This window comes from Cysteiniphilum sp. JM-1 (assembly GCF_008711525.1).
Lineage (GTDB): Bacteria > Pseudomonadota > Gammaproteobacteria > Francisellales > Francisellaceae > Caedibacter.
This window is the reverse complement of record NZ_VXKS01000003.1, coordinates 105,610-127,751: the sequence shown is the minus strand read 5'-3', so window position 1 is coordinate 127,751 and position 22,142 is coordinate 105,610. Positions and strand designations below refer to the sequence as shown.

Here is a 22,142-nt window from a genome sequence, read left to right as displayed (position 1 = left end):
TTATGTGTGTATGTCTTACTTTTATCTGCTTATAGACTAATTCACCTTGATTCTGGAGAGATAAACATGCTTAATTTTTCATTACCACTTGCTTTTTTAGAGGGTATCGGGCTAGTCGTGCAACCCTGTATTATTCCAATTTTGCCATTTATGTTAGCAGGTGGCGCAACAGGGGGAAAACGTAAACCTTATGGAATTATTGTAGGCTTTATTTTGACTTTTACTTTGGCAACTTTATTACTTAGGGCGTTGATTAAAGTGACGGGTATTCCTGATGAGTGGATTAATAATGTTGCTTATGCGTTATTGATATTAATGGGAATTACGATGGTGTTTGATTCGTGGGCAAATAAATTTTCGATGCTCACTCAGCGTTTTACCGATTCAGCGCAAAATTCAAAAACATTGAATAATAATGAGGGTGGATTTTTTAGTGGTATTATTTTCGGTGCGTTGATAAGTATCGTTTGGGTGCCATGTGCTGGTCCTATACTTGCGGCGGTCATTTTGCAAACAATTACGAGTCAAACAACTTATTATAGTTATTTGATTTTATTGGCGTTCTCGTTAGGTAGCGCTATTCCAATGTTTATCATTGCGATCTTTAGTAGAAAGATTATTGGGAAAATTGCTTTTTTGCGCCAGCGTTCGCAGTTAATAAAGAAAGTATTTGGTGTTGTTATCATTCTGTCATCTTTAATTTTTGGGTACACAAATGTGGTACAGAAATATTTTGTAACCAATGCCTCAGCGGCAGATATTATGTCGATGTCATCAACTACTACACCAGGTGATAAGCCAAAAATAAAATTACATAGTAATCTTAAGGATGGATTAAATGATCCTTATGACGCACCAACGATTGCTCCAGGGAAATGGATTACTGATGTAAGTGTTAAAAAAACATCTGTGTTAACAGAATTCTTTGCTAAGAAGAATGGTGATGTTTCGGCATTAAACTTCTCAGAGCTAAAAGGTAAAGTCGTTCTAGTAGATTTTTGGACATATTCATGTATTAATTGTATTCGTACAGTTCCTAACCTTGAAAATTTATATCAAAAGTATGGCAAGTATGGATTTGTCGTGATTGGTGTTCATTCACCTGAGTTTCCATTTGAAGAAAAATATGAAAATGTTGCCAAGGCAGTGAAAGATTTTAAAATTACCTATCCAGTTGTCCAAGATAATAAATTTGCGACATGGTTAAGATATGAAAATAAATATTGGCCACAGCAATACCTTATCGATCAAGATGGCCAAGTGGTTTATCGTCATGATGGCGAAGGTGATGAGGATGTGATTGAGCATAATATAAAGCAGCTGTTAAACTTGAACAAGAATCTAGATGAAAATAGTGCATCAAGTCAAATATCAGAAGATGTTGATTACTATTCCACACCAGAGACTTATCCTGGACTTGAAAGAGCCGAGCGATTTGCTAATAAGCAAGGACTGCATTATGGTGTAAACATATATAAAGGCATGACAGACCTTAAACTTAATTATTGGGGATTGTCAGGTTTGTGGGAAATCACAGATAAATATATTACCCCGCAAAAAGCAGGCGCTGAAATTAGTTTGCACTTTACAGCACGCCAAGTTTATATGGTAGCAGGCTTGGGTGATAAGCAACAAGGAGCTTCTTTTGAGATACTTCTAAATGGCAAGCCTTTAAATGCTGATCGGGGCTCTGATATTAGTAGTAAAAATGAGTTATTAGTAAGCGATCATCGATTGTATAGACTGCTGTCATTTAAAAAAGTAACAAATGGAGTCATTGCTTTAAAAGCATTAAGACCTGGTGCGCAAATATATACGTTCTCATTTGGTTAAGCTATGTGCTATGATATCCTGTCAAAAGCTCTGCAAATAGTGGATTTGCAATTTAAGACAAAGAGGATTTCAAAAGTGAAAGTTTTAGTGATTGAGGATCAGGAAGATATTAGCGGTTTGATTGAGATTAATCTTAAAATGTTGGAATTTGAAGTGGTTGTGTGCGCTAATGGTGAATCGGCGAAAAAGGCGCTATTGCATCAGGAGTTTTCTTTAATAACAATCGATCTTAATTTACCTGATTGTGATGGCTTGGATCTATGCAAATATGTGCGTGAGCACACCCAGAAAACTCCAATATTAATGCTAACAGCGCGTAGTAGTGAGATTGATAAGGTCGAAGGGTTGTCTTGTGGTGCGGATGATTACCTTACAAAGCCATTTGGAGTATTGGAGTTTCAAGCGCGTGTAAAAGCATTAATTAGGCGCAATACCTTATCTGTAAGTACGCATAAGTCGAGCCTACGGATAGGTAGTCTTGTGATAGACCCTGATAAACACAAAGTATTTAGAGATCAAAAAGAAGTTGAGTTAACCAGTAAAGAGTTTGATATCTTATATTTTTTGGCGAAAAACCCACAGAGTGTCTATAGTCGAGAGCAGTTACTTGATTGCGTTTGGGGTGTTAAATATAGTGGCTATGAGCATACAGTGAACTCGCATATTAATCGTTTAAGGATGAAATTGGAGCCAGATCCTGCAAATCCTATATATATTAAAACTGTGTGGGGTGTCGGTTATAGTTTTCATGGTGCATAAATGTTTAAAAATCGCCTAAGTATTCAATTAGCAGCACCTATCATTGTATTAACATTGCTTGTTATGGTAATTATTATTTTTGCCTTTTATGACCTAAATCAAACCTTTAATGATACGGTTGATCAAGAGATTCATCGATCGTTAGCAAGCTATGTTGTTGCTAATAACAGTGATTTGAAGCACGGTAAAGTTGATGAGCAATGTTTGCGCCAGATTTTTAATAATCTGATGCAGCTAGGCCCTGAGTATGAGGTCTATGCTGTTGATAAGTCAGGGAGACTTATCGCAACATCAGAAGCAAATATTGAGATTAAAAGAGATATAGTTGACTTGAAGCCAATTAAAAATTTTTTGAGCGATAAGGATTTACCTATTTATGGTACCAACCCAGCAAGTTTAGATGAGCTAAGCACATTTTCGGTTGCTCCCATTAGCAAGTCTAATAATACGCTTGTTGGGTATTTATACATTGTTTTAAATAGCCACAAGAAAATAAGCAGCAACCAACAATACCTGTGGTCAACAAATTTTGAGAAGATACTTTTATTTATGATATTTATGTCGTTATTGATATTGCTTTTGATTATCTATATATATCTAAGTGTTACTAAGCCAATACTGAGGCTGAATAAGCAGATGCTTCGCTTTCGAGAAAGCGATTTTACCCAATTGCCGTCATCACCGAAAAAAAATATTTGGAAAGCAATAGAAATAAATAGCCTAGAGTCGCACTTTGATGAACTATCTTTTCATATCGCAGCACAGTTCACTAGAATTAAATCTGTCGAGAAACTAAGAAAAGACTTGATTTCATATGTTTCGCATGATTTTAAAACACCGCTTGCATCTTTAAAAGGTTATTTGGAGACATGGCTTATCCTAAATGAGGGTGCTGAAAATAAGAGTTATATTGAAATTGCATTAAAAAATGCCAATAATTTGCAAAGACTTATTGAACAGCTGTTAGAGATTGCTTACTTGCAAACTAGTCAGCAGAAATTAAGCTTAGAACCCATATTAATTGCTGATTTAGCGAATGATGTATTAAATTCTTTTCGATTAAATGCACTAGAAAAAGGTGTTTTACTGACGCTTGACTGTGATGATACTGGTGTATATGTGAATGCTGATATTCGAGCGCTTGAAAGGATCTTAACTAACTTAATTGATAATGCAATAAAGTATTCATTTTCAGGCAAACAAGTAGTTTTAAGCATTAAATCTAGCGTGGATGTTATTATTATAAGCATTAAAGATCAAGGGAAAGGCATTCCTGAGGATGAGTTAGCCTATGTATTTGACCCAAGTTATCGTGCAAAAAATAGCGTGCAGTCTCAACATAGCATGGGATTGGGGCTAACTATTGTTAAGTTATTGCTAGAATTACATGGTTCAAGTATTTATGTTGAGAGCAAGTTAGGCAAGGGAACTTCTTTTAGCTTTGAGCTGCCCATGGATAGGGTGTAAGTCTAGGCTGATAAATGCTCTAGTGCTTGTGTTAATAGCCTTTACATAAAAAGAACACTTTTCGCTTGCGCCGATAGCTTACGCTCTATATACTGCTTGGCGTAAAATTAAGGGATAAAATCTAACGATGCTAGCAAACCGAAAACTATATAAAAGGCACTTTTTTGCTTTCCAAATGATCCTTGTGATCTTGGGGAGTTTGGTGTGTCTTTTGTGGGGTAAAAGCTATGCCGTTGGGTTCCTGTTGGGCTCGTGTTTGATGTTTGTAGCCAATGTTATTTTCTTATTACGTCTTTTTTTGCGCAAAGCGCAATATCATCCTTTCAAAGAAGTGTGCATTTTATATGCCTGTGAGTTTGCAAAATTAGTCATGGTTGCTGTCGGCACTGTGTTAATTGCAATTTATGTGCAACCGAAGTTTCTGCCGTATATTGCGGGGCTTTTGGTGTTGCAACTGGCAATGTGGTTTATGCCGCTTTTTATGAAGTTAACCCATTTAAAATAAACCCTAAACAAATAAGAGAAGAGTGATATGGCAGGAGAAAGCTTAACTTCTTCAGAATATGTAAGACACCATCTTCACCATTGGCAGGTGAGTTTGGGCGATTCTTCGTTCTGGACGCTAAACTTAGACACCCTTATAGTCAGTATTGTATTGGGCGTGTTTTTCTTAAGCTTAATGTATTTAGCAGCAAGAAAAGCAAGCTCAGATACTCCAGGTAAATTCCAAAATGGGGTTGAGCTCATATGTGAATGGATCGATGGCGCAGTAGCTGATACTTATCATCATAAGCGTGACTTTGTAACCCCTCTTGCGATTACGATTTTCGTATGGGTATTGTTGATGAACTTTATGGATTTGATTCCAGTAGATTTTGCAGGGCGTTTGATCGTGCTTTTTGGTGGTTCGTCTGAAGCATACTTCAAGATCGTGCCAACGGCTGATCCTAACTTAACCTTTGCGTTATCATTGAGCGTCTTTATTTTGATTATTGGTTATAACCTTAAGGCTAAAGGTGGCTTTGGTTTACTAAAAGAAATCTTAAGTGCGCCCTTTGGTATCTGGGCTTTCCCATTAAATATCGCCTTTAGAATTATTGATGAAGTCGTTAAGCCATTGTCATTATCACTGCGTTTGTACGGTAACTTATTCGCAGGGGAGCTGATCTTTATCTTGATCGCTTTATTACCATGGTGGATTCAATGGACATTGGGCGGATTATGGGCGATATTCCACATCTTAGTTATCGTGATTCAAGCATTTGTATTTATGATGCTAACAGTGGTTTATTTGAATCTTGCACAAGATGACCATTAATGAGAGTTAAGAGTTAAGAATTAAACGAGTTAAAAAACTAAAACTAAAAAAACCAACTAAGGAGAAAAAAATGGAAATGTCATTACAAGTACTAGGTCAATTAAACGGTCTAACAGCAATTGCCGTTGCGTTATTGATTGCTTTGCCTGCATTAGGAACTGCGATCGGCTTTGGTGTGTTAGGTGGTAAGTACCTAGAAGGTGTGGCACGTCAACCTGAATTAAGCGGTATGTTACTGGGGCGCATGTTTATCGTGGCGGCTTTCGTTGATGCGTTCGCGGCAATCTCAATCGCAATCGGTTTCTTGGTTCTTTATGCAAACCCATTAGCAATTAACGGTTTAGCAGAAGCTGCAACAAAAGCACTAGGTGCATAATTAACGATAAATCCTGAACATATCCACAAGGAGAAATCATGGATATTAATATTACGCTAATCGGTCAGATGATCACCTTTATCATCTTTGTCGGTTTTACCATGAAGTTCGTTTGGCCGCCGTTGAAAAAAGCAATGGACGAACGTCGTGCAAAGATTGCTGATGGCTTGGCTTCCGCTGATCGCGCGGAAAAAGAGCTAGAAGTTGCGAAAAGAAAAGCCCAAGAGCTTATTCATGAAGCAAAAGCTCAAGCAACGAAAATTATTGAGCAAGCCAATATGCGTGCGATGCAAATCGATGAAGAAGCAAAAGAGGCAGCACGTGTTGATGCAGATCGTATTCGTAAAGCAGCTAATGATGAAGCTGAAGCACATATGATTGCAATGAAGCAAAAACTACGTAAAGAAGTCGTAGGCATTGCTGTTGCTGGTGCTGAAAAGCTTATTAGTAAAAACATTGATATGACAACCAATAATCATTTATTGGAAGAAATGGCAGCTGAACTTTAAGAGGTACGATCATGGCAGACTTAACGCCGATTGCAAGACCTTATGCGCAAGCTGCTTACGAGTATGCTAAAGCACATAATGCCGTTGCAAACTGGAATATTATGCTACTTAATCTGTCGGAATGTGTGGCAGATAATCAGGTGGCATTGTTGCTTGATAACCCTGCCTATTCTCAGTCAGATGTATCCGTATTGATATTTGATGTCTTAAAAGACGTGCTTGATGAGCATGGTAAGAATTTTGTCAAACTGGCTGCAGAGCATAATCGTTTGACAGTTATTCCAACGATTTATAAGTTGTTTTTATTACATAAAGCCGAAGATGAGAAAGCTAAAAAGGCGAAGATCACGACGGCATTTGAAACTTCTGATGCAGAAATTCAAAAATTAAAAACAAAACTTGAGCAAAAATATCAGTGCGCAATTGAAATTGACGTGGCAGTTGATGCAAGTTTAATTGGTGGAGCAACGATTGAGATAGGGGATCATATTATTGATGGTTCTATCAAAGGCAAGCTTCAAAAATTACAGCACGAGCTACAAGCTTAAACAAGATTAATAGGAATAAAGACTATGCAGCTTACTCCAGCAGAAATTAGTGAATTAATAAAAGAGCGTATTGCCAAGTTTGACAATGCGCCACAAACAAAAACAGAAGGTACTATCGTATCTGTTTCCGATGGTATTATTCGTATTCATGGCTTAAATGAAGTTGCCGCAGGCGAGATGATCGAGCTGCCAGGCGGTGTTTATGGTCTGGCACTTAACCTTGAGCAAGACTCAGTTGGTGCCGTTGTCTTAGGTGATTACGAGCATATTCAAGAGGGTCAAAAAGCGTATTGCACAGGACGTATTTTAGAAGTCCCAGTAGGTGAAGCGTTATTAGGTCGCGTTGTTGATGCCTTGGGTAATCCAATCGATGGCAAAGGTGACATCAAAACAACTGTTACTTCACCGGTTGAGAAAGTAGCCCCAGGGGTGATTTGGCGTCAATCAGTTGATCAACCAGTGCAAACGGGTATTAAAGCAATTGACGCGATGGTGCCAATTGGTCGCGGTCAACGTGAATTGATTATTGGTGACAGACAAACTGGTAAAACAGCAGTAGCAATCGATGCGATCATCAACCAAAAAGATACGGGTGTAAAATGTATTTATGTTGCGGTTGGTCAAAAAGCATCATCAGTAGCTGATGTTGTTCGTAAACTAGAAGAACATGATGCTTTAGCGCATACAATCATTGTTGCCGCTAATGCCGCTGATTCAGCAGCACTGCAATACTTGGCACCTTATGCCGGCTGTGCGATGGGTGAGTATTTCCGTGATCGCGGTGAAGATGCTTTGATTATTTATGATGATTTGACAAAGCAAGCATGGGCATATCGCCAGATTTCATTATTGTTACGTCGTCCACCAGGGCGTGAAGCGTATCCAGGGGATGTTTTCTATCTTCATTCAAGATTGTTAGAGCGTGCAGCACGTGTTAATGCTGAATACGTTGAGAAAGCGACAAACGGTGAAGTCAAAGGTAAAACAGGTTCATTGACTGCATTACCTATTATTGAAACACAAGCAGGGGACATTTCAGCATTCGTTCCAACCAACGTGATTTCAATTACTGATGGTCAGATCTTCTTGGAGACTGATTTGTTTAATGCGGGTATTCGTCCTGCGATTAATGCAGGTAACTCGGTATCGCGTGTTGGCGGATCAGCGCAAACTAAGATCATTAAAAAGCTAGGTGGCGGTGTACGTTTGGCACTAGCGCAATACCGTGAGCTTGAAGCATTTTCACAATTTGCCTCAGACTTAGATGATGCAACGCGTGCTCAATTAAAGCGTGGTGAGCGTGTGATGGAATTGATGAAACAAAAGCAATTCTCACCACTGAGTATCGCTAAAATGTCATTGTCACTATATGCAGTTGATAAAGGTCACTTAGATGAGATTGAACTAAGCAAAGTTGGATCATTTGAAGCAGCCTTGCATGCTTTTGCTGAAAGTCAGCACAAGGCATTGATGGACGAGATCAATAAAACATGCAACTACAACGATGAGATTGCCGCTCAACTTGAAAAAGTGATCAAAGAGTGCAAAGAAACGCAATCTTGGTAATAGGAGGGTATCATGTCTGGTAGTCGTGAAATACGTACTAAAATTAACAGCGTTAAGAATACCCAGAAAATTACGCGTGCGATGGAGTTAGTTGCCGCTAGTAAGATGCGCAAAGCACGTGATCGTATGGAAGAAGCAAGACCTTACGCTCATTATGCGCTTGATATTATTCATCACGTTGTGCGTGCAAGTATGGAGTATACACATCCATACTTCCAAGCGCGTGAAGTTAAGCGTGTCGGTATGGTGATTGTTTCGACGGATCGCGGTTTATGCGGTGGCTTGAATATTAACTTGTTTAAAGAAGTGTTAAAGTCAATTAAGCATTACCAAGAGCAAAAAGTTGAAGTTGATCTATGTTTGATTGGTTCTAAAGCTGAGAGCTTTTTTAAGCGCTTACGTAAGGTCAATATCGTCTCTGTCGCCAACTTTCACGATGGTGATACAGTAAGCTCAATTACCGGTGCAGTATCGGTAATGGTTAAGGCGTTTGATGAGAATACAATTGATAACTTAATGCTGTTTAGCAATAAGTTTGTCAACACCATCAAGCAGCAGCCGACTAAAGAGCAGTTATTACCAATCCTTAAACCGAAAGAGGGCGCTGTAAAAGAAGATAAATCGATTACAGGACATTGGGATTATCTGTATGAGCCAGGTGCTAAGCGCGTATTAGATGTGTTGTTAGTGCGTTATATTGAGTCGCAAGTTTACTGTGGTGTGGTTGAGAATCTCGCGTGTGAGCAAGCAGCCAGAATGCTAGCGATGAAAAATGCAACGGATAACGCCGGTGATATTATTAATTCACTGAAGTTGCAATATAACAAAGCACGTCAAGCAATGATTACGCAAGAGCTCGCGGAGATTGTCTCCGGTGCTGCGGCAGTTTAAATTTAAGAGGACATAAAAATGAGTATGGGTAAAATTAGCCAAATTATCGGCGCGGTGATTGACGTAACTTTCCCGCGCGATAATGTACCAAAAGTTTATGATGCACTGATTGTTAACGAAGCAGGTTTAACGTTAGAAGTGCAACAAGAAATCGGTGACGGTGTCGTGCGTTGTATCGCGATGGGTTCATCTGATGGTTTAAAGCGTGGTTTGGAAGTCAAAAACACCAATGCGCCAATTTCAGTGCCTGTAGGGCATGGCACTTTGGGGCGCATTATGGATGTATTGGGTAATCCAATTGATGAATGCGGTCCTGTGAAGTGTGATGAAAGACAACCAATTCACAAAAAAGCCCCTGCATTTGAAGATCAAGCGTTAAGTGCTGAGATCCTTGAAACTGGGATTAAAGTAATCGACCTTATTTGTCCATTTGCAAAAGGTGGTAAGGTTGGCTTGTTTGGTGGAGCGGGCGTTGGTAAAACCGTTACAATGATGGAGCTTATCAATAACATCGCTAAAGAGCATAGTGGTTTCTCTGTGTTTGCCGGTGTTGGTGAGCGTACACGTGAAGGTAATGACTTTTATCATGAGATGAAAGACTCTAACGTACTAGATAAAGTATCATTGGTTTACGGGCAAATGAATGAGCCGCCAGGAAACCGTTTACGTGTGGCATTAACAGGTTTAACGATTGCTGAGAGCTTCCGTGATGAGAACCGTGACGTATTGATGTTTATCGATAACATTTATCGCTACACATTAGCAGGTACAGAGGTATCTGCACTTTTAGGACGTATGCCATCAGCTGTAGGATATCAGCCAACACTTGCCTATGAAATGGGTGTGTTGCAAGAGCGTATTACCTCGACAAAAACAGGCTCAATTACCTCTGTTCAAGCCGTATACGTACCTGCGGATGACTTAACAGATCCATCACCTGCAACAACTTTCTCGCATTTGGATGCAACAATCGTATTGTCACGTCAAATTGCTGAGTTAGGTATTTACCCTGCGGTTGACCCATTAGACTCAACATCTCGTCAGTTGGATCCATTAGTGGTTGGTCAAGAGCACTACGAAGTAGCGCGCAGTGTTCAGCAAACGCTGCAACGTTATAAAGAGCTAAAAGATATTATTGCGATTTTAGGTATGGATGAATTATCTGAAGAAGATAAATTGATCGTATCACGTGCGCGTAAAATCCAACGTTTCTTATCACAACCATTCCACGTTGCTGAAGTCTTTACCGGCAACCCTGGTAAATACGTGCCATTGAAAGATACGATTGCAAGCTTTAAAGCAATTGTTGCAGGTGAGTATGATCACTTGCCTGAACAGGCTTTCTATATGGTTGGAACCATCGAAGAAGCGATTGAAAAAGCAAAGTCAATCTAAGAGGTATCAGTGATGTCTGATAAACTACTGAAAGTCAATGTGGTTAGTCAAGAAGGCTCAGTCTATGAGGCGCGTGCCAAAATGGTAAGTCTCAGAGGCACGGAAGGGGAGATGGGTATTGCCTTTGGTCATACACAACTCTTATCGACCTTGCCGCCTGGTGTTGTCCGCATTGAACGTGAAAATAATGAAAAAGATACGCTTTATATCTCTGGTGGCATCTTAGAAGTTCAGCCACATCAAGTGATTATTCTCTCTGATGTGATGGAGCGTGCTAAGGATCTTAATGAAGCTGCTGCTGAAAAGGCGCGCCAACAAGCCGAAGAAGCATTAAAGAAAGCGCGTGATAGTGACAAAGTAGAAGTCGAAGAAGCGCGTCAAATGCTGGCGGAAGCTGAAGCACGCTTAAAAGCGCTTAAAATTCTTAAAGGTGTTAACGCCTACTATAACGATTCAGATAAATAATTATGTAACAATGTATAAATAAGTTGCCTCAGCTAGAACCTCTCCCCTTGTGGGATTGCTCGTGCAGCTTAAGCTATAAGGGTGAGGGGTAATTAGAACGCAACTTATTCTTGATTCATTACTATTTCTTTCTTAATCTATACCACATAACCGCCGCAAGCATTAGTTGAATAGCATCTGTGGTGAGTGAAATCTTCACGACAATATCAACAAAATAATCAAGCCAATGTAGTGGTAAGGCGATTATTATTTTTAATGTGCACGCTTAAACTCCGTTTTATGCTGTGCTATTTGATATAGTTGGTTTTTATGTTTTTTCAGAAATAATTAATTGGATATTGGATATTGGATATTGGATATTGGATATTGGATATTGGATATTGGATATTGGATATTGGATATTAGTTGGTAGAAGAAGCAGTTTGAGCAACAAATAGGTTTTCAATGACAAGGTGATAGAAGTATTTCCATGCAACATAACCAATAACGAGTGCAGCAATAATGAGCTCAAATACTGCCAAGTAATGGATTTGGCTAACATATTGCGGTGCAAGGTTTAAGGTATGCTCTGCCCAGTAAGCGGTTTTAAATAAGGCAGTTGAACCGATAGCCATCGGGAAAGTAAATGCTGCAAACCCAGGAGAGAAGCTTAAGCTCATTAATTTAACAAAGCTTAAATAGATCATTGCAGTCATTAATATCGCGATGCCAAATAGTAGCATCACAATAACAGGTGATGGTTCTTGGGTAACTGTTAAATAACCCGCTAATGATAAGCTGGCAGGGGCTGCAAAAATCGCAATGGTTGGTTTAGCTGCATCAGGAATCTCATGCGTAAACATTACGCGATATAGCATTAACGGTAACAAGATGGCATAACTGATTAAGCCGAAATACAATAGTGCACTTGCCAATGGTTGTAGCACACCACCAGGGAAAGCAACATCGGCAACGATAATACCAACAGGTGGCACAAACCATGATGGCACCATATGGTGTAGTTTAAATTCACGCATGCGATGATAAATAAATGCCGCTAAAAAGAGCAAGTGAATAGTCACCGCAAAAACCCAGACAAGCTCAGCGGCAAGATGACTTGCGTAATTAATGCTATTAGAGATAATCATTAAAGCCATGGCAAAAGTAGGTACAACACTGCCAACAACAGGGTGGGCAAGGTCTTGACGCAGCTTCTGTGGCCAAACAATAAATTTGGCAGCAACAAATAATAATAAAATGCCAGCAATAATTGCTGAAGCGATTTGTAAGCTATGGTTAGCTGGTAATGCATTTTCAGCACACCACCCCAAACCTGAAATACCAAGAGCTAAACCAGCCATTGGGGTGGGGACTTTTTCTAAAAAGCCATGTAATTTCTGAGTCATGATAAACACCTCTATGAATATTGTTATGGTGTTAGTTTATGTTGACTCTTATATAAATAAAATTTGTTAAATTTTATGGGTTGAATTGAAATTATTTATTAGTGACCCAATCGAGCCACTCTTCGGTAAGCTCTGAGATGTGCGCACGCTTATTTTGGACAATTAGCAGGTCTCTTTGAAGTTTCATTTCAGGGCATTCAAGGATGTGAATGTTTGATTGATTGTATAAGGCAGATAGCGAAATGCAGCCAATGGCATTGCTATTTAATACCGCAAGAATAATGGCTTCACTACTGCCAAGCTCCAAGAATAAATTCAATTGATAATCAAATAATGGCAGCATGGTCTGCTCGATCAGCGTGCGACTGCCTGAGCCTTTTTCTCTGAGAATAAATGGGTGTTTTTTTAGTGTTTTAATATTGACCGTTTTTTCTTTGGCTAAAGGATGATCTTTATGCACAAAAAGTTTCAATTCATCTTTAGCAAAGGCAAAACAATTGGTCTGATTACTTAAACTAGCGCTCTCAATAAATCCCAAATCTGTTTGATGGGAAATCACCGATTCAATAACTTGTTCACTATTGCCAATGTTAAGAGATAGCTCCACTTCAGGGTGCTGCTGTTTAAAGGAGGACATAAGTGTCGGCAGGATATAATTACCAATCGTATTACTTGCGGCAATATGCAAGCTGCCAATCAAAGCTTGTGTATGTTTGAAGAAATGTTCAATTTTATCAGTAGCTTCTAAAAGCGCCATCGCTTTGGGGTAAAGCTGCTGCCCATGATGATTAAGCACGATTTTGCGATCAATACGATCAAAGAGCTTAACACCAAGCTGAGTCTCAAGCGTTGATAATGCTGTACTTAGTGCTGGTTGCGTGAGACTTAAGCTCTCCGATGCCTTGGTAATGCTGCCATGTTTGGCAATGGCAGCAAAGATCAGTAATTGTTTGTGTGAAAGCATATTTTACCTAATTTCGGTTATAAGTACTCAAAGCCTTTCTTAAAATTAAAATTATGCTCGGCTTCAATATGTCTTACTGTGCCTGATAATGAGCGCATGACAAGGCTATGCGTTTGTGCAAATTGACCTTTGCGCTTGACACCTTTGAGCATCTGTCCATCGGTGACACCTGTCGCGGCAAACAACACATTGCCAGAGGCTAGGTCGTTTAAATGATAGATTTTATTTAAATCATCAATGCCCCATTTGTTCGCGCGTGCTTTTTCATCATCATTTCTGAAGATCAGGCGACCTTGCATTTGTCCACCTAAGCAACGAAGGGCGGCAGCAGCAAGCACACCTTCAGGTGCACCTCCTGTGCCCATGTACATATCAATGCCGGTATCTTCTTGTGCGGTAGCAATGACTGCGGAAACATCACCGTCGCCAATAAGGGCAATGCGTGCACCGGCTTCTCTGACTTGACGGATAATCTCTTCATGGCGTGGGCGATCTAAAATACAGACAACTAGTGCTTCAATAGGGACTTTTTTAAATTGAGCCAAGTTTTTCAAATTCTCAGCAGGTGTCGCATTGATATCGATAATATCTGCCGGCATGCCATGTCCACCCACGGCAATTTTATCCATATAAACATCCGGAGCGTTTAGAAAACCACCATCTTCTGCCATGGCGATGACTGCCAAGGCATTGGGTCCACCTTTAGCAGTAATAGTTGTGCCCTCTAGTGGATCAAGTGCAATATCAACCTTGGGTCCGCCTTTGCCGACTTTCTCACCAATATAAAGCATGGGCGCCTCATCTCGCTCACCCTCACCAATGACGACAGTGCCATCGATATCCAGACCATTTAAAGCGCGACGCATAGCATCAACAGCAACTTGATCAGCTGCTTTTTCGTCTCCTCGACCCATTTGACGCCAGGCAGATAAAGCAGCAGCTTCGGTAACGCGAACGGTTTCTAATGCTAAATTACGATCCATTATTCTATCCCTTAGTTTGTATATGCACTGTCAAAATGATTACAAAGAATCCAGTGCTTGTTGAAAATCGCCAGTATTGTAACAATTGTGGGGTTAAAAGGGTATGTGTTTTCGGGAAATCAGGCTGACAAATTATGAGTTCGATCTAACAACGTTGTGGCGCAGCTAGTGGAGAATGTCACTTGTTTTACGTCATCTGCAAATAATTTACGATTGGTACAGCTCAGCCTCTAATTCAGCAACGTTGCGTTCTTCGGTATCAAAGCTTATGCCAACAAGATAAATAGGCTTAGCCAGAGCAAGATATTTTTCAGGGTATTTCCTTGATTTGATCTGTTCTATTGCGGTCTTAGCGTCACCTAGTTTGGCGAGTTTAAACTCGATAATGATAATTTTGTCATCCATTATTATCGTTAAATCGAGTTTACCATGGTTAGTAACGTCCTCTGGTATTGTGTCATAGCCTAAAGCGCTTAATAAACTATAGACAATGCTGGCATAAAACCCTTCATATTGATCGATCTGGTTGTTGCGATACCAATCATGTGGAATAGAGGAAAAATGACTGCTTAAAATCATCTTTAAGTCGTCAAAATTGCCTTCTTCAAAACTGCTAACCAAGCGACCAAGTATAAAGTCTTTGTTATCTGTGGTTGTGCCAATATTGGCAAGAGATTCATTTAGGCTTGATTTTACTTCATAGTTGGGATAACCCAAGCGATATGCCATGCGATTGCCGCGTGCTGTTATTTCTTTGATGGTTAAATAACCCGTTTGAAAGAGTAAAGTGGCGATCGGCATATCGTTAATATCAAACTTCGACAACATGGTCTCACTGACAACAAGATCTTCTAAATTAGGGATAAAGTAGCGATTCTGTTGGATCATCTTAACCAAAAAAGCGGGTGTCGCCGTTTCAAACCAATAGCTTTGGTAACGATAGCCACCATCAATGAATAGTAGAATATCAAAAGGGTTGTAAACTCTTTGCGTCTTGTCACCAGCAAAGTTATAGCCGTTGTACCATTTTTTAAGCTGGTCTAGATCGACATTGCCAGCGGTTAAATAGTCTTTAAAAGAGTGTTCTAACTCAGATTGATTGTAGCCACAGATATCTGCATAACGTGGATCAAGAGTAATATCTTTTAAATTATTGAGTTCACTAAAAATACTGATTTTAGTAAAGCGTGATACGCCGGTTAACATTGCAAATTGAATATTAACATCCTGAGATTTGATCACGCTATAGAAGTTTCTAAGGCGTTGGCGCATCGCTTTTGCCATTTCGGTATTGTCGATATTATCCAGTACTGGTTTGTCATATTCATCAACAAGAATGACAACTTTACGGTGATTTTTGGCAAGTTGTTCAATCAAATAAGCAAAGCGACTGCTGATTTCGCTGTAGACATTGTCTATTTCATAACTTTGGTAATATTCATCTAAAAAGCGCATGATTTTAGCATCTAACTCTTCTGTTGAGGCAGCATTGCCTTCGCCAAAGGTAAAGTGCAGTACAGGGTGTTGCACTTGCCAGTCCCAGTGTTTCTCTATATGTAGACCTGTAAATAATTTTTTATTGCCTAGAAAAAGTTGTCTGATGGTGTCAATAAGTAGCGATTTCCCGAAGCGTCGTGGTCGTGATAGGAAGTAAAACCCACCGCCATTATTTATGAGAGTGTTGATAAGCTTTGTTTTATCAACATACAAGTAATTGCCATTGATAATTTTTTCTATCCCTGAGATACCAATTGGAAGTTTTTTCATGTGATCTATACTGGCTTTTTAAAAAATTATCATCAATCTTATCGTGTTACCCTTATAGACTCAAGTGAAACGAACGTGAGCAATAGAGTGAAAAATAACAGCAATTGCTATTTGCCTTGTTTTTTGTGGTGGATAATCTGTGGATAAGTGTTTTTAAAGCACCATCACAGCGAAAATACGACTTTCGCCAAGAAAATCACTTAACGATTTCTATTTAGTAGCGCATAATGTAGAGCGTTTTAAATCTAAAAAGCAAAAAGCACTAAATACATGGCAAGGAAATATTTTGGCACCGATGGTGTGCGCGGGAAAGTAGGTGTTAATCCGATTACGCCAGAGTTTGCAATGAAGATGGGTAATGCGGTGGGGCAAGCGCTGCGCGAAAAGCGCTTACCACTTGTCGTCGTGATTGGTCAGGATACTAGGCGCTCCTCGGATATGTTAAAGGCTGGATTTATTGCAGGGATCACTGCGGTTGGTGTCAATGTGATTAATTTAGGCATGGTGCCAACACCCGTTGTTGCCTTTATGGTACCAATTTTTAAAGCCGGTGCCGGCGTTGTTTTAAGTGCATCACATAACCCGTTTTATGATAATGGGATTAAATTATTCTCATCTGAAGGACATAAGTTGCCAGATGATGTTGAGTATCAGATCGAACACTATATTGATGAGGAGTTTTACTACCAGCCAGAAGGTGAGTTTGGTGAGATTTATAGTCAGATCAATGAAGTTAAACCTTATATTAAGCATTGCTTGACGTCATTTGCGGATCAGATTAATTTAAGTGACAAAAAAATCATTGTTGATTGCGCTAATGGCGCGCTATTTCGTGTTGCCAAAGAAGTATTTTCGCGCTTGAATTTGAACACTGTTAACATTGCATCAAATCCGGATGGTTTAAATATTAATGAAAACTGTGGGGCGGTACATCTTGAGGCATTAAAAACCGCAGTTATCAATCAAAACGCTGATTTAGGTATTGCCTTTGATGGTGATGGTGATCGGATTATGCTTGTTGATGAAACAGGATGTGTGGTTGATGGCGATGATATTTTATTGGCTTTAGCAAAACACAATGAAAACATACCCGGTGTGGTCGGTACGGTGATGACGAATCTTGCGATTGAGCAAGAATTTTCAAAGCTTAATTTACCATTTAAGCGTGCTAAAGTGGGGGATCGCTATGTGATGGAGTTGTTGCTTGAGAATGATTGGGCGCTTGGTGGTGAATCTTCGGGGCACATCATTGATCTTCGTTACAACTCAACCGGAGATGGATTAATGGCAGCATTGCAAATTTTGGCATTATTAACAAAAACAAATAAACCTTTGTCAATGCTGGCTGATAGTCAAAAAATGCCGCAGTTGATGATCAATGTGCCGTTGACAAAGAAGCTTGATGCTAATGATATGAGTCTATTGATCGAAGATGTTAGCTTTGTCGAGAAAACCCTAGGTGATCATGGTCGTGTGGTATTGCGCCCCTCAGGTACCGAACCCGTATTGCGTGTAATGGTTGAGGCAAAAACAGTTGATCTAACCAAAAAGTGGGTAGATTATTTGGTTGAAAAAGTTAAAGAAAAGTTAAATGCTTAATATGGAGTAACGATGAGAAAGCAAATTATTATTGGCAACTGGAAGATGAATGGCTCACTATTATCGATTAAAAGTCTATGTGAGTCATTAAATAAATTATCAACAGAATCGCTCTTTGCCGATATGGCAGTGTGTGTGCCTAATGTTTATTTGTCGTATGTTAGCGACAATATCAAAAGCGTTGCTCTTGGTGTGCAAAATGTTAGCCAATATGATAATGGTGCTTACACTGGCGAGATTAGTGTGAGCATGCTTAAGGATTTTAACTGTCAATACGCTATTATTGGACATTCTGAGCGTCGTGCGCTATTTGGTGAAAGTAATATCGATGTTGCATTGAAAGCTAAAAAAGCAACTGAAGCAGGACTTTGTGCCATTGTTTGCGTTGGTGAGACATTAGAAGAAAGAACTAGAGGTAAATTGGAGGAAGTCTTAAAAACTCAGCTTAGTACGGTATTAAATGAGCTGACTCTAAATCAATTGAGAAATGTTATCATTGCTTATGAGCCGGTATGGGCGATTGGTACAGGGCTTGCGGCAACGGCATCACAGGTTCAGGAAGTCCATGCTTACTTACGCTCGATCGTCACAAACTTCCATGTTGAGCTTGCTAAAAATATCAAAATTATATATGGTGGCAGCCTTAAGCCATCGAATGCTGATGAGATATTGAAGTTGGCAGATGTCGATGGTGGTTTGATAGGGGGTGCTTCTCTTTGTGGGAAGGACTTTGGTAAAATTGTTAAACATGCAAAAGCGGTTAAAAATGCCAAGCATGTAAAATAGGCAAAACGAGTAGATGTTAGCGTTAGTTATCACTGTACATATTATTGTTGCGGTATTGATTGTTGGATTGATATTGTTGCAACAAGGCAAAGGAGCAAACATGGGCGCCTCATTTGGGTCAGGCGCATCTCAAACCGTATTTGGTAGCCGAGGAGCGGCGCCATTTATGTTTAAGTTTACAGCTTTTTTAGTCGCTGTTTTTTTTGTCACAAGCGTAAGTTTAAGCTATATTGGCAAGCAAAATGCAAACAAGGGTGCCGAGGCTCAAGCATCAAGCGGTGTGTCGCAAGCTGATTACCAAAAGCAGCAAGCAGCTCAGCAGGCTTTGATTGAACAGGCTAAAGCAACTGATGCAAAAGAAAACAAAGGTACAGTAACACTTCCGGTGAGCAATCTTCTAAAAACTCCAACAGCGACAACATCAAATGCTGAAAACGCTGATGACAAGTCAAAGCAGGCATTGGATGTGAAGAGTGCAACAACTAAAGAAAATGAAGCGGTACCCGCGTCAACTAAATAGCTAAAGTAGAGTTTTTGATTGTTAAAGCTATGATGCTTATGGGCTTATAGCGATTTGTCAAAGACTGTTTTAGTAAGGTTAAGTTTATTTTGCCAAAGTGGTGGAATTGGTAGACACGCCATCTTGAGGGGGTGGTGAGCACAGCTCGTGCGGGTTCGAGTCCCGCCTTTGGCACCAAAAACGAGGATATAGGCATGTTGCAATATAGTGTATATCATGAGTTTTTGCCGATTTTGATTTTTCTCATTGTGGCGATTGCTATCGCATCAGCAATGGCGATTGGCGGCAAAATGCTATCAATTATTGTTGGGGTGCATAACCCGAACCCTGAAAAAAACGCACCATTTGAGTGCGGATTTGCTGAATTTGAAGATGCGCGCATCAAGTTCGATGTGCGTTTTTATTTGGTTGCCATTTTATTTTTGGTTTTTGATCTTGAAGTTGCTTTTATGATTCCTTGGGGTGTGCTGGTACGCGATAGCGGTGCAGGTGGTATTTCATGGGCAGCTTTCATTGCGATGATGATATTCTTGTTCATCTTACTAATTGGATTTATCTATGAGTGGAAGAAAGGGGCGCTAGAATGGGAGTAGAAGAAGGCATTAACAATAATAAAGGCTTTATCACTGCCAGCGCTGATTCTTTAGTAAATTGGGTGCGTACAGGATCTTTGTGGCCGGTAACCTTTGGTCTTGCCTGTTGCGCCGTTGAGATGATGCATGCAGGGGCTGCGCGTTATGACTTGGATCGTTTTGGTATTGTATTTCGCCCGAGCCCACGTCAATCAGATGTCTTGATTGTTGCCGGCACTTTGTGTAATAAGATGGCGCCAGCTTTGCGTAAAGTCTATGATCAGATGCCTGATCCAAAATGGGTGATTTCCATGGGGTCATGTGCTAACGGTGGTGGCTATTATCATTATTCTTATTCCGTAGTTAGGGGTTGCGATCGCATTATGCCAGTGGATATTTATGTGCCTGGTTGCCCGCCAACGGCTGAAGCGCTTATCTATGGCATTATTCAGCTGCAAAATAAAATCAAACGTACTAATACAATTGCGAGGAAATGACGATGTCGTTAACGCAAGAATTTATCGATGATTTAAAAAATGACTTTAACAGTCAGTTTATCTCAACATCTTTTCAACACGGTGAGCTTACCGTTGAAATTGCCAAAGACGATCTGATCAAAGTGATGACGCGCTTAAAAAAAGTATTTAAGTTTGAACAGCTTGTTGATGTCAGTGGTGTTGATTACTTAAGCTTTGGTGAAGATGAGTGGAAAACGCAAAGTGCCACGAGTAGTGGCTTTTCGCGCGGTGTTGTGCAAGGTGAGTTGTTACATAAAGAACCCAATAAAGGCAAGAAACGCTTCGCGGTAGTTTATCACTTGATGAGTTTAGCACTTAATATTCGCTTGCGTGTTAAGGTTTATTTAGATGAGTTTGATCTGATGTTACCAAGCGTTGTTGATATTTGGCCTGCGGCAAACTGGAGCGAGCGTGAAGCTTTTGATATGTTTGGCTTTGTTTTTACAGGGCATCCTGATTTACGCCGAATACTGACAGATTATGGCTTTGTAGGTCATCCGTTTAGAAAAGATTTCCCGCAAAGCGGTTATGTTGAGATGCGTTATGATGAAACGCAAAAACGTGTGGTTTATGAACCAGTAGAAATTGATCCGCGTGTGAATGCGCCTAAGGTTATTCGTCAAGATAACCGTTACTTAGATGAACAGTAATTGAGAATGCTATGGCAGAATTTAAAAACTATACAATGAACTTTGGTCCGGTGCATCCGGCGGCTCATGGGGTATTGCGTTTGGTGTTAGAGCTTGACGGTGAGGTCGTTGTTCGCGCTGATCCACATATTGGTCTTTTGCATCGCGGTACCGAGAAATTGGCTGAATCTAAACCATATAACCAAAGCATTGGTTATATGGATCGCTTAGACTACGTATCGATGATGTGTAATGAGCATGCTTATGTGTTGGCGATTGAAAAGTTGCTTGAGATTGAAGTGCCAAAACGCGCGCAATACATCCGTGTGATGTTTGCTGAAATTACGCGTATTTTGAATCACTTATTGTGGACAGCAGCTAATAGTTTAGACTTAGGTGCGATGACGATGTTTCTTTATGCGTTTCGTGAGCGTGAAGATCTGTTTGATTGCTATGAAGCGGTTTCAGGGGCGAGAATGCATGCAACTTATTTCCGTCCAGGAGGTGTTGCTCGCGACTTGCCATTGACAATGCCCAAATATGAAAAGTCTCGTTTCACATCAAAGCGTAAATTAAAAGCGATTAATAAAAATCGCCAAGGTTCATTGCTTGATTTTATTTGGGACTTTACTGAGCGTTTTCCAAAATGTGTTGATGAGTATGAAAACCTGTTAACCAATAACCGTATCTGGAAGCAGCGTACCGTTGGTATTGGTGTGGTAACGCCAGAGCGTGCTAAGGCATTAGGCTTTGGTGGTCCAATGTTAAGAGGCTCAGGCGTTGCTTGGGATCTTCGCAAAAAACAACCGTATGATGTCTATAGCGAACTTGATTTTGATATTCCTGTTGGTAGCCATGGTGATTGCTATGATCGCTATTTGGTACGTATGGCAGAAATGCGCGAATCCAATAAAATCATCCGTCAATGCGTTGAGTGGTTACGTCACAACGAAGGTCCTATTATGGCGCCAAATCACAAAGTGACTCCGCCTAAGCGTGATGAGATGAAAAACAGTATGGAAGCCTTGATTCATCACTTTAAGCTATTTTCTGAGGGCTATTGTGTGCCTGAAGGTGAAGTATATGTGGGAACAGAGCATCCAAAGGGTGAATTTGGAATTTACTTGGTATCAGATGGTGCCAATAAACCGTATCGTCTAAAGATTAGAGCGCCAGGCTTTACCCATTTAAGTGCGATGAATGAAATGTTAAGCGGGCATATGTTATCCGATGCTCCGGCAATTATTGCGACACAAGATATTGTGTTTGGCGATGTAGATAGATAAGTAAGG

General features: G+C 40.0%; 23 protein-coding genes and 1 tRNA gene. 20 read left to right on the top strand and 4 right to left on the bottom strand.

Annotated elements, in window-relative coordinates; genetic code table 11:
- The first annotated feature begins 66 nt into the window (after positions 1-66).
- From F3D68_RS02040 to F3D68_RS01985, 12 genes are all read left to right on the top strand, one after another.
- Positions 67-1,833: a cytochrome c biogenesis protein CcdA gene (locus F3D68_RS02040; RefSeq protein ID WP_151192859.1), complete on the top strand. Its 1,767-nt coding sequence runs from the start codon at positions 67-69 to the stop codon at positions 1,831-1,833.
- A 75-nt stretch (positions 1,834-1,908) separates the two neighbouring features.
- The gene (locus F3D68_RS02035; RefSeq protein ID WP_224728206.1) at positions 1,909-2,592 is read left to right on the top strand and encodes a response regulator transcription factor; all 684 of its coding nucleotides are present in this window, start codon (positions 1,909-1,911) and stop codon (positions 2,590-2,592) included.
- Complete coding sequence (locus F3D68_RS02030; RefSeq protein ID WP_151192857.1) at positions 2,593-4,059, top strand: ATP-binding protein; 1,467 nt, start codon at positions 2,593-2,595, stop codon at positions 4,057-4,059.
- A 127-nt stretch (positions 4,060-4,186) separates the two neighbouring features.
- The gene (locus F3D68_RS02025) at positions 4,187-4,564 is read left to right on the top strand and encodes an ATP synthase subunit I (protein ID WP_151192856.1); all 378 of its coding nucleotides are present in this window, start codon (positions 4,187-4,189) and stop codon (positions 4,562-4,564) included.
- Positions 4,565-4,591: 27 nt separating this feature from the next.
- Entirely contained in the window at positions 4,592-5,377 is a 786-nt protein-coding gene (gene atpB, locus F3D68_RS02020) for a F0F1 ATP synthase subunit A (RefSeq protein ID WP_151192855.1), read from the top strand.
- A gap of 70 nt (positions 5,378-5,447) precedes the next feature.
- Positions 5,448-5,753 carry a F0F1 ATP synthase subunit B gene (locus tag F3D68_RS02015; RefSeq protein ID WP_117002281.1) on the top strand — a complete coding sequence of 102 codons (306 nt, stop codon included), beginning with the start codon at positions 5,448-5,450 and terminating at the stop codon, positions 5,751-5,753.
- 38 nt (positions 5,754-5,791) lie between these two features.
- A complete protein-coding gene (locus F3D68_RS02010) occupies positions 5,792-6,262 on the top strand; it encodes a F0F1 ATP synthase subunit B (RefSeq protein ID WP_117002280.1) in 471 nt (156 codons plus the stop codon).
- An 11-nt stretch (positions 6,263-6,273) separates the two neighbouring features.
- Positions 6,274-6,810 (top strand): F0F1 ATP synthase subunit delta, encoded by a 537-nt coding sequence (locus tag F3D68_RS02005; protein ID WP_151192854.1) that lies wholly within the window; start codon positions 6,274-6,276, stop codon positions 6,808-6,810.
- Between the two features lie 24 nt (positions 6,811-6,834).
- Entirely contained in the window at positions 6,835-8,376 is a 1,542-nt protein-coding gene (gene atpA, locus F3D68_RS02000; protein WP_151192853.1) for a F0F1 ATP synthase subunit alpha, read from the top strand.
- 12 nt (positions 8,377-8,388) lie between these two features.
- Positions 8,389-9,267, top strand: a complete 879-nt coding sequence (gene atpG, locus F3D68_RS01995; RefSeq protein ID WP_117002277.1) for a F0F1 ATP synthase subunit gamma — start codon at positions 8,389-8,391, stop codon at positions 9,265-9,267.
- A gap of 18 nt (positions 9,268-9,285) precedes the next feature.
- Positions 9,286-10,662, top strand: coding sequence for a F0F1 ATP synthase subunit beta (gene atpD, locus F3D68_RS01990; protein ID WP_151192852.1), 1,377 nt, complete (start codon positions 9,286-9,288; stop codon positions 10,660-10,662).
- Between the two features lie 12 nt (positions 10,663-10,674).
- Complete coding sequence (locus tag F3D68_RS01985; protein ID WP_117002275.1) at positions 10,675-11,127, top strand: F0F1 ATP synthase subunit epsilon; 453 nt, start codon at positions 10,675-10,677, stop codon at positions 11,125-11,127.
- 401 nt (positions 11,128-11,528) lie between these two features.
- Here the strand turns inward: F3D68_RS01985 and F3D68_RS01980 are convergent, their stop codons facing one another.
- The 4 genes from F3D68_RS01980 to F3D68_RS01965 all read right to left on the bottom strand — a co-directional run bounded on the left by F3D68_RS01980 (position 11,529) and on the right by F3D68_RS01965 (position 16,226).
- Positions 11,529-12,512: a TDT family transporter gene (locus F3D68_RS01980; RefSeq protein WP_151192851.1), complete on the bottom strand. Its 984-nt coding sequence runs from the start codon at positions 12,510-12,512 to the stop codon at positions 11,529-11,531.
- Between the two features lie 91 nt (positions 12,513-12,603).
- Entirely contained in the window at positions 12,604-13,476 is an 873-nt protein-coding gene (locus tag F3D68_RS01975) for a LysR substrate-binding domain-containing protein (protein WP_151192850.1), read from the bottom strand.
- A 17-nt stretch (positions 13,477-13,493) separates the two neighbouring features.
- Positions 13,494-14,459 (bottom strand): class II fructose-bisphosphatase, encoded by a 966-nt coding sequence (gene glpX, locus F3D68_RS01970; protein ID WP_151192849.1) that lies wholly within the window; start codon positions 14,457-14,459, stop codon positions 13,494-13,496.
- Positions 14,460-14,666: 207 nt separating this feature from the next.
- Positions 14,667-16,226, bottom strand: coding sequence for an ATP-binding protein (locus F3D68_RS01965; protein ID WP_151192848.1), 1,560 nt, complete (start codon positions 16,224-16,226; stop codon positions 14,667-14,669).
- Between the two features lie 270 nt (positions 16,227-16,496).
- Here F3D68_RS01965 and glmM point away from each other — a divergent pair, with 270 nt between their 5' ends.
- The 8 genes from glmM to F3D68_RS01925 all read left to right on the top strand — a co-directional run bounded on the left by glmM (position 16,497) and on the right by F3D68_RS01925 (position 22,136).
- Positions 16,497-17,825 (top strand): phosphoglucosamine mutase, encoded by a 1,329-nt coding sequence (gene glmM / locus F3D68_RS01960; RefSeq protein ID WP_151192847.1) that lies wholly within the window; start codon positions 16,497-16,499, stop codon positions 17,823-17,825.
- Positions 17,826-17,837: 12 nt separating this feature from the next.
- Positions 17,838-18,611 (top strand): triose-phosphate isomerase, encoded by a 774-nt coding sequence (gene tpiA / locus F3D68_RS01955; protein WP_151192846.1) that lies wholly within the window; start codon positions 17,838-17,840, stop codon positions 18,609-18,611.
- Positions 18,612-18,624: 13 nt separating this feature from the next.
- Positions 18,625-19,131, top strand: coding sequence for a preprotein translocase subunit SecG (secG, locus tag F3D68_RS01950; RefSeq protein WP_151192845.1), 507 nt, complete (start codon positions 18,625-18,627; stop codon positions 19,129-19,131).
- A gap of 91 nt (positions 19,132-19,222) precedes the next feature.
- Positions 19,223-19,308: transfer RNA gene (locus F3D68_RS01945), tRNA-Leu, on the top strand.
- Positions 19,309-19,328: 20 nt separating this feature from the next.
- Positions 19,329-19,724 carry an NADH-quinone oxidoreductase subunit A gene (gene ndhC, locus F3D68_RS01940; RefSeq protein WP_170137198.1) on the top strand — a complete coding sequence of 132 codons (396 nt, stop codon included), beginning with the start codon at positions 19,329-19,331 and terminating at the stop codon, positions 19,722-19,724.
- Positions 19,715-20,200, top strand: a complete 486-nt coding sequence (locus F3D68_RS01935) for a NuoB/complex I 20 kDa subunit family protein (protein ID WP_117002266.1) — start codon at positions 19,715-19,717, stop codon at positions 20,198-20,200. The genes ndhC and F3D68_RS01935 overlap by 10 nt, the downstream gene beginning before the upstream one ends.
- A 2-nt stretch (positions 20,201-20,202) precedes the next feature.
- On the top strand, positions 20,203-20,871 hold the full coding sequence (locus F3D68_RS01930) for an NADH-quinone oxidoreductase subunit C (protein ID WP_151192844.1): 669 nt from the start codon (positions 20,203-20,205) through the stop codon (positions 20,869-20,871).
- Positions 20,872-20,882: 11 nt separating this feature from the next.
- A complete protein-coding gene (locus tag F3D68_RS01925; protein WP_151192843.1) occupies positions 20,883-22,136 on the top strand; it encodes an NADH-quinone oxidoreductase subunit D in 1,254 nt (417 codons plus the stop codon).
- Positions 22,137-22,142: the final 6 nt, after the last annotated feature.